Source organism: Sphingopyxis sp. (assembly GCF_025869345.1).
Taxonomy (GTDB): Bacteria; Pseudomonadota; Alphaproteobacteria; order Sphingomonadales; family Sphingomonadaceae; genus Sphingopyxis.
The window spans coordinates 1-4,676 of the sequence record NZ_JAOZVW010000137.1; the positions used below are offsets into that span (position 1 = coordinate 1).

Annotated in this window: 6 protein-coding genes; 5 read left to right on the forward strand and 1 reads right to left on the reverse strand. The window is 65.3% G+C overall.

Features of this window, described 5'->3' with window-relative positions:
- The coding region (locus OJI97_RS14655) for a hypothetical protein (protein WP_297664659.1) at window positions 1–196 on the reverse strand (196 nt) is incomplete at its 3' end.
- 179 nt (window positions 197–375) lie between these two features.
- On the opposite strand from OJI97_RS14655, the gene rpsB reads away from it, so the two are divergent.
- The 5 genes from rpsB to uppS all read left to right on the forward strand — a co-directional run bounded on the left by rpsB (window position 376) and on the right by uppS (window position 4,601).
- Complete coding sequence (gene rpsB / locus OJI97_RS14660; protein WP_297664661.1) at window positions 376–1,200, forward strand: 30S ribosomal protein S2; 825 nt, start codon at window positions 376–378, stop codon at window positions 1,198–1,200.
- Between the two features lie 133 nt (window positions 1,201–1,333).
- Window positions 1,334–2,260: a translation elongation factor Ts gene (tsf, locus tag OJI97_RS14665; protein ID WP_297664663.1), complete on the forward strand. Its 927-nt coding sequence runs from the start codon at window positions 1,334–1,336 to the stop codon at window positions 2,258–2,260.
- A 234-nt stretch (window positions 2,261–2,494) separates the two neighbouring features.
- Complete coding sequence (gene pyrH / locus OJI97_RS14670) at window positions 2,495–3,217, forward strand: UMP kinase (protein ID WP_297664665.1); 723 nt, start codon at window positions 2,495–2,497, stop codon at window positions 3,215–3,217.
- 20 nt (window positions 3,218–3,237) lie between these two features.
- Window positions 3,238–3,792, forward strand: a complete 555-nt coding sequence (frr, locus tag OJI97_RS14675) for a ribosome recycling factor (protein WP_297664667.1) — start codon at window positions 3,238–3,240, stop codon at window positions 3,790–3,792.
- 122 nt (window positions 3,793–3,914) lie between these two features.
- Entirely contained in the window at window positions 3,915–4,601 is a 687-nt protein-coding gene (uppS, locus tag OJI97_RS14680; protein ID WP_297664669.1) for a polyprenyl diphosphate synthase, read from the forward strand.
- Window positions 4,602–4,676: the final 75 nt, after the last annotated feature.

Consider the following 4,676-nt stretch of genomic DNA (forward strand, 5'->3'; position numbering starts at 1 on the left):
TGGGGTCAGCCGACGCACGCTCTGGGTTCCCGCTTTCGCGGGAATGACGAAGATAAGAGATGCTGAGCGCGATTTTCAGATTCTCGTCATCCCGGACTTGATCCGGGATCCATTCTCTCAGCGCCGGTTGAATGGATCCCGGATCAAGTCCGGGATGACGATGGAGGATAGCTCCGCTTCCGATGGAACCAGTCATTTCCTCTCCCGCTGCGCATCCCGCCGCCACCGTTTGTCCTTCTCCCCTTGCTTTTCCGCGCCAGCCCCGCTAACGGGCCGCCCATTCCACATGGAAGGCGCACATACCGGTGCCGGGTCCATCCCCAGCGGATAGCCCGGTTCTTGCCTTTCAGAGGACTAACCGGAAGGAGAAAGACTATGGCGGCCCCTGTCGTCACGATGCAGAATCTTATCGAGGCTGGCGCCCACTTCGGCCACCAGACCCACCGCTGGAACCCGCGCATGAAGCCGTATATCTTCGGCGCGCGCAACGGCATCCACATCCTCGACCTGTCGCAGACCGTGCCGCTTTTCGCGCGCGCGCTCGACTTCATCTCGTCGACCTCGGCTGCCGGCGGCAAGGTGCTGTTCGTCGGGACGAAGCGCCAGGCGCAGGGTCCGATCGCCGACGCGGCCCGCGCCTCGGGCCAGCATTTCGTCAACCATCGCTGGCTGGGCGGGATGCTCACCAACTGGAAGACGATCTCGAACTCGATCAAGCGCCTCAAGACGCTCGAAGAGCAGCTTTCGGGCGACACCTCGGGCCTCACCAAGAAGGAAGTGCTCAACAAGACCCGCGAGCGCGACAAGCTGGAGCTCAGCCTCGGCGGCATCCGCGACATGGGCGGCATTCCCGACGTGATGTTCGTGATCGACGCGAACAAGGAAGAGCTGGCGATCAAGGAAGCCAACGTCCTCGGCATCCCCGTCGTCGCGATCCTCGATTCGAATGTCTCGCCCGACGGCATCGCCTTCCCGGTTCCGGCGAACGATGACGCCGCGCGCGCCATTCGCCTTTACTGCGACGCGGTGGCCCAGGCGGCGACCCGCGGCGGCCAGCAGGCCCGCGCCGATCGCGGCGAGGATCTGGGCGCGGCGGTCGAGCCCGTCGCCGAGCCGGCGCTGGTCGAAGCCGCTCCGAACGAAGACGAACAGGTTCCCGCCGAAGCGGCTGCCGAAACCGAACGCCAGAGCGACGCCTGAGCGCGCTCGTGCATGACGGGACGGCGCGGCAAGACCTGCGCCGTCCCTGTCATCCGTTTGACTTATCGCCCCGCCATGCGCGCGGGCGTCCCGCGGGCCCGAACGCGCCCGCCCCTTTGGAAAGGAATATCCCATGGCTGAGATCACGGCCGCCCTCGTCAAGGAACTGCGCGACCGCACCGGCGCCGGCATGATGGACTGCAAGAAGGCGCTCGCTGAAAACGGCGGCGACATCGAGGCGTCGATCGACTGGCTGCGCACCAAGGGCCTCGCCGCCGCCGCCAAGAAGGCCGGCCGCGTCGCCGCCGAAGGTCTCGTCGGTTTCGCCACCGACGGCGCCAAGGGCGCGCTCGTCGAAGTGAACAGCGAAACCGATTTCGTCGGCAAGAACGAGCAGTTTCAGGACTTCGTCCGCGACGTGACGCAGGTCGCGCTCGCGAACAATATCACCGACATCGACGCGCTCGCCGCTGCGACCTATCCGACCGGCGGCACCGTCGCCGAAAAGCTGACGAGCAACATCGCGACGATCGGCGAGAACCAGTCGCTGCGCCGCGCCGCGATCCTGTCGGTCGGCTCGGGCGTCGTCACCGGCTATGTCCACAACGCCGCCGCGCCCGGCATGGGCAAGATCGGCGTGCTCGTCGCGCTCGAATCGACCGCGGGCGCCGATGTGCTCGAACCGCTCGGCAAGCAGCTGGCGATGCACGTCGCCGCCGCGAACCCGCTGGCGCTGAACGGCGACGACCTCGACGCCGACCTCGTCGCTCGCGAACGCGCGATCGCCGAGGAAAAGGCGGCGCAGTCGGGCAAGCCCGCCGAGATCGTCGCCAAGATGGTCGATGGCTCGATCGCCAAGTTCCGCAAGGAAAACGCGCTGCTGTCGCAGCTCTTCGTGATGGACGGCAAGACCCCGGTCGCCGAAGTCGTCGCCGCGGCCGGCAAGGATGTCGGCGCCGCGATCACGCTCAAGGGCTTCGTCCGCTTCCAGCTCGGCGAAGGCATCGAGAAGGAAGAAAGCGACTTCGCGGCGGAAGTCGCGGCGGCCGCCGGCGTCTGATCTGAAATAGGGACTGCCCTCCGTTTCATCGTCACCCTGAACTTGTTTCAGGGTCCATGGCCGGTCTTCCCGGTCTCCGCAGGCCCGGAAGGCGAAAGCCGGGCCATGGATGCTGAAACAAGTTCAGCATGACGAAGTAAAGGGAAGCATGGCAGTCCGCTTGGCAATGGCGCGCGCCTTCACTAGGGTGCGCGCCATTCGCATTTATAGAGTTTGCAAGAGGTTCCCCCCGACATGGCATTGCCCGGCATGAAACGCATATTGCTCAAGCTGTCGGGCGAGGCGTTGATGGGCTCCACCCCCTTTGGCATCGATCCCGAAACGGTCGCGAGCATGGCCGCCGAGGTCAAGGAAGCGAAGGATCGCGGGCTCGAAATCTGCCTCGTCATCGGCGGCGGCAACATCTTCCGCGGCATGGCGGGCGCCGCCAAGGGCATGGACCGCGCGCAGGCCGATTATATGGGGATGCTCGCGACGGTGATGAACGCGCTCGCGATGCAGAATGCGCTCGAACAGCTCGGCGTCCAGACGCGCGTCCAGTCGGCGATCGAGATGGACAAGGTGTGCGAGCCGGTGATCCGCCGCCGCGCCGAACGTCACCTGGAAAAAGGGCGCGTCGTGATCTTCGCCGCGGGCGTCGGCGCGCCTTACTTTACCACCGACAGCGGCGCCGCGCTCCGCGCCGCCGAGATGAAGTGCGACGCGCTCCTCAAGGGCACCAGCGTCGACGGCGTCTATAATGCCGATCCCAAGAAGGATGCGAACGCGGTCCGCTATGACAGCCTGAGCTATGACCGCGTGCTCGCCGACAATCTCAAGGTCATGGACGCGAGCGCGGTGGCGCTCTGCCGCGACAATAATATCCCGATCGTCGTGTTCAACATCCGCGAGGCCGGCAATCTGGCGCGCGTGCTGGCGGGCGAGGGCGTTGCCACCGTCGTCGAAGCGGCGAACTGAGATCAAGAGAGGAAAGACAGATGGCGAAATATGACAAGGCCGACCTCGAACGCCGGATGCACGGCGCGGTCGAATCGCTGAAGCACGATCTTGCGGGCCTGCGCACCGGCCGCGCGAACAGCGCGCTGCTCGATCCGGTGACGGTCGAGGTCTATGGCAGCCATATGCCGCTGAACCAGGTTGCCTCGGTCAGCGTTCCCGAACCGCGGATGCTCGCGGTGCAGGTGTGGGACAAGTCGAACGTCGGCCCGGTCGACAAGGCGATCCGCTCGGCGGGCCTCGGCCTCAACCCGATCGTCGACGGCCAGCTTTTGCGCCTGCCGATCCCCGAAATGACGCAGGAGCGCCGCAAGGAATTGTCGAAGCTCGCGGGGCAGTATGCGGAGAAGGCGCGCGTCGCGGTCCGCAACGTCCGCCGCGACGGCATGGATAATCTCAAGGCCGACGAGAATAAGAAGGAAATCAGCGAGGACGAGCGCAAGCGTTCGGAGACCGAGGTCCAGAAGCTGACCGACAGCACCATCGCCGACATCGACGCGGCGGCGGCGGCGAAGGAAAAGGAAATTTTGGGCTAGTGCGTTTCCGCGCTTCCCTGTCAGCCGTTCGGGCTGAGCCTGTCGAAGCCCCGTCCTTTTTCCCTGGAAGAAAGAACGGCCCTTCGACAAGCTCAGGGCGAACGGAGTTTTAGGTTTCTCCAGTGTCCGAAACACACCACGGCGCGCGCCATGTCGCCATCATCATGGACGGCAACGGCCGCTGGGCCAAGAAGCGCTTTCTGCCGCGCGTCGCCGGGCACAAGGCCGGGGTCGAGGCGGTGCGCACGATCGTTCGCGCCGCGGCGGAAATGGGGCTGGAAGCGCTGACGCTCTATGCCTTTTCGTCGGAGAACTGGAAGCGGCCAGAGGAAGAAGTCAGCGACCTGATGGGGCTGATGAAGCGCTTCATCCTCTCCGACCTCGACGAATTTGCCGCGAACGACGTGAAGCTCAAGATCATCGGCAACTGGCGCGCGCTCGCGCCCGACGTCGTCGAGCTGATCGAAAAGGCACTGAGTCGCACCGCGGGCAACAGCCGCACGACGCTGGCGGTTGCGCTCAACTATGGCGCGCAGGACGAACTGGTGCGCGCGGCCGCCGCGGCTGCTGCGGCGGGAGCGATCACCGCCGAGGCGATCGAGGCGCATCTCGACACCGCCGACCTGCCGCCGCTCGACCTGCTCATCCGCACCTCGGGCGAAGTGCGGTTGTCGAACTTCCTGCTCTGGCAATCGGCCTATGCCGAGCTGTATTTCACCGATACGCTGTGGCCCGATTTCAAGCCCGCCGACCTGCAGGCGGCGCTCGACCATTTTGCGCGGCGCGAGCGCCGCTATGGGGGACTTTAGTGCGATCTCCCCAATTTCAATCCCTCCCCTTCAGGGGAGGGCAGCGAGACTTGGCAGCTTGCTGCCTAGTCGCAG

Excerpts from the sequence above, each read along its gene's own strand:
- rpsB (WP_297664661.1), top strand. The coding sequence starts at position 376 with ATGGCGGCCCCTGTCGTCACGATGCAGAATCTTATCGAGGCTGGCGCC.
- frr (WP_297664667.1), top strand. The coding sequence starts at position 3,238 with ATGGCGAAATATGACAAGGCCGACCTCGAACGCCGGATGCACGGCGCG.
- pyrH (WP_297664665.1), top strand. The coding sequence starts at position 2,495 with ATGGCATTGCCCGGCATGAAACGCATATTGCTCAAGCTGTCGGGCGAG.
- tsf (WP_297664663.1), top strand. The coding sequence starts at position 1,334 with ATGGCTGAGATCACGGCCGCCCTCGTCAAGGAACTGCGCGACCGCACC.